Consider the following 2,666-nt stretch of genomic DNA (forward strand, 5'->3'; position numbering starts at 1 on the left):
CCCGCAACGACCGCGCGCACGTCGGCCTCATATTCAGTGCCCTCGACGAGCTCCATGAGCCCCTTGTACTCAGGCGCGAGCAAGAAGAACGTGCAGCCGAAGAGCGTGTCGGCACGGGTGGTGAAGACGGTGATCTTGCCCTCATCGCCCTGAATGGGCTGCCCGTCCGCATCGCAAAGGGTGAAATCGACCTCGGCTCCCTCGGAGCGGCCGATCCAGTTAGCCTGCATCTGCTTCACGCGCTCAGGCCATCCGGGAAGCTTCTCGAGGTCATCCAAGAGCTCCTGAGCGTAATCGGTGATCTTGAAGTACCACTGCTCGAGCTCGCGCTTCTCGGGCACCGAGCCGCAGCGCCAGCAATGGCCTTCCGTCACCTGCTCGTTCGCGAGCACGGTGTTGCAGCCGGGGCACCAGTTGACCGGGCTCTTCTTGCGGTAGACAAGCCCGCGCTCCCAAAGCTTCTCGAAAATCCACTGACCCCACTTGTAATAGTCGGGGTCGCAGGTCTTCACCAAGCGGTCCATATCGTAGGAAAAGCCCATGCGCTTCATCGTGGCGAGCGCCTGGTCCATGTTCTTATAGGTCCACTCGCCCGCCTGCGTGTTGTGCTTGATGGCGGCGTTCTCGGCGGGCAAGCCGAACGCATCGAACCCGATAGGGTGCAGCACATCAAAGCCGCGCATGCGTGCCTGGCGCGCCATGGCGTCACCGATCGTGTAGTTGCGTGCGTGGCCCATGTGCAGGTCGCCCGAGGGATACGGGAACATCTCCAGTACGTACTTCTTGGGCTTCGCGGGATCTTCGTCGACGGCGAAGAGGTTCGCGTCCTCCCACGCCTTCTGCCACTTGGCCTCGATGGCCTGGGCATCGTAGGCGGGAATCTCGCCTGGCTTATGCGGTTCGCTGCAATGGTCGCACATACGAGCGCTCCTTGGGTCTAAAACGGTAACGTTCGAAATTCTATCAGGTTTTGCGCGCAAGCGGCACGGCAAGACGCGCCGCGGATGTCTTTTGTCGAAGGAACGAGGCAGCGTGTGGCTAAGAATCACACGGTCGCAGCGCGCGGCACCGCGAACCGCCGCGACGCACCGGTCGCAAGCAGAACTTACTTTTTCTCGTCGTCGCCTCGAGATGAAGGCGCGTAGAACCCAATGCTCGCACCACCGCGATAGCCGCTCTCGGGAACGAGGGTGAGCTCGATGCGCTGCTTGACGCCGTCGCCGCCTGCTTCCACCACGAAGCTAATCGTGTATTCCCCGGCGTGCTCTCCCGCTTCGACGCCTTCGATGGTCACCTCGATGGGCGCATCTTCGGCATTGAACGCCTCAACGCTGAATGAAGCGGCATCAAGCACGGGAAGTTCGCCCTCGTCTTCAGGCGCTACGCTGATCTTCGCCCGGACGGTCGGATAGGAGTCGGTGGTGATGTCAAGCACGTGCAGCGAAAGGTGCGGGAGCTCATGGTTCTCGACCGGCGTCAGCTGGTTGGAAAGATGTTCAGGAAGGTTGTCACGCGAGATGGTCGCGCCTTTGATCACGAAGCTATACACGATTGCGAAGGCGATGCAGACGAGCAGGAACGCGCATGCCATGCCGGTGAGGACGGCCACCGTCTCGTGGTTGGCGAAAAACGTCCGGGCGCCGGAATACGCCTGTTTGGCGGTGCCGCCGAACGATGAGCGCATATCGGTCATGTCGAGGGAAGCGAGCTTCTCGCGAGCGCCGCGGGCAAGCGCGGCACGACGCGACGTTCCAACATCTTCCGTATCTTCGTCCTCGGACGCACCTTCGTCATCGAGGGTATCTTCGTCCTCGGACGCACCTTCGTCATCGAGTGCGTCAAAGCTATCGGGAGCATCCTCGAGACCCGCGTCGTGCGCGACGTCCACAGCGCTTGTGGAGGTGCAGTTCTCGCTGGTATCGCCAGCCATGGCAGACCCGGAGGCCTCATCTACGACAGTTGAATCGGCGCCCGCACCCTGCTCCGACATCATTCCTCCCCTACCTCGGCAACTCAGCGAATCCTATTGTATGCGATGGCGTAAGGAATTCCTAAAACCAGGACCTGATCAAAGCCTAAACGGTTCGTTGAAACGAAGAGGGCGCCCCTCATATGAGAAGCGCCCCAATCGAGCAGGATGTGTTGTCGTGCAACGAAACGATAGCTGTATCTTACTGGTAGCTCACCGTCTGGTGGTTGCGATCTTTCACCACGACGTCGTGCGCACCGCCCTCGACGATCGAAGTCGAGCTCACGAGCGTGAGGCGCGCCTTCTGCTGAAGCTCCTTGATGGAGAGAGATCCACAGTTGCACATCGTGGACTTGATCTTGTAGAGCGTGGCGTTCACGCCGTCCTTGAGCGAGCCGGCGTAGGGCACGTAGGAGTCGACGCCCTCCTCGAATGCGAGCTTCGAGGCGCCACCAAGATCGTAGCGCTGCCAGTTGCGGGCTCGCGCTGAACCCTCGCCCCAGTATTCCTTCATGTACTGGCCGTTCACGTTCACGCGAGCGGTGGGGCTCTCGTCGAAGCGCGCGAAGTAGCGGCCGAGCATCATGAAGTCGGCACCCATGGCAAGGGCGAGCGTCATGTGGTAGTCGTAGACGATGCCGCCGTCGGAGCACACGGGCACGTAGACGCCGGTCTCCTCGAAATCCTCGTCGCGCGC

Annotated in this window: 3 protein-coding genes; all 3 read right to left on the reverse strand. The window is 61.1% G+C overall.

The genetic code is table 11. From position 1 onward, the window contains the following. The coding region (locus QZ079_RS09000) for a class I tRNA ligase family protein (protein ID WP_297037513.1) at positions 1 to 920 on the reverse strand (920 nt) is incomplete at its 3' end. A 185-nt stretch (positions 921 to 1,105) separates the two neighbouring features. Further along, entirely contained in the window at positions 1,106 to 1,993 is an 888-nt protein-coding gene (locus QZ079_RS09005) for a hypothetical protein (RefSeq protein ID WP_297037514.1), read from the reverse strand. A gap of 178 nt (positions 1,994 to 2,171) precedes the next feature. Then, positions 2,172 to 2,666 (reverse strand): IMP dehydrogenase (locus tag QZ079_RS09010; RefSeq protein WP_297037515.1); only part of this gene is annotated, 495 nt, incomplete at its 5' end.

Source organism: uncultured Enorma sp. (assembly GCA_905210055.1).
Classification (GTDB): domain Bacteria; phylum Actinomycetota; class Coriobacteriia; order Coriobacteriales; family Coriobacteriaceae; genus Enorma.

Bases quoted from the DNA above. Each gene is read 5' to 3' on its own strand.
- QZ079_RS09005 (WP_297037514.1), bottom strand. From the start codon at position 1,993: ATGATGTCGGAGCAGGGTGCGGGCGCCGATTCAACTGTCGTAGATGAG.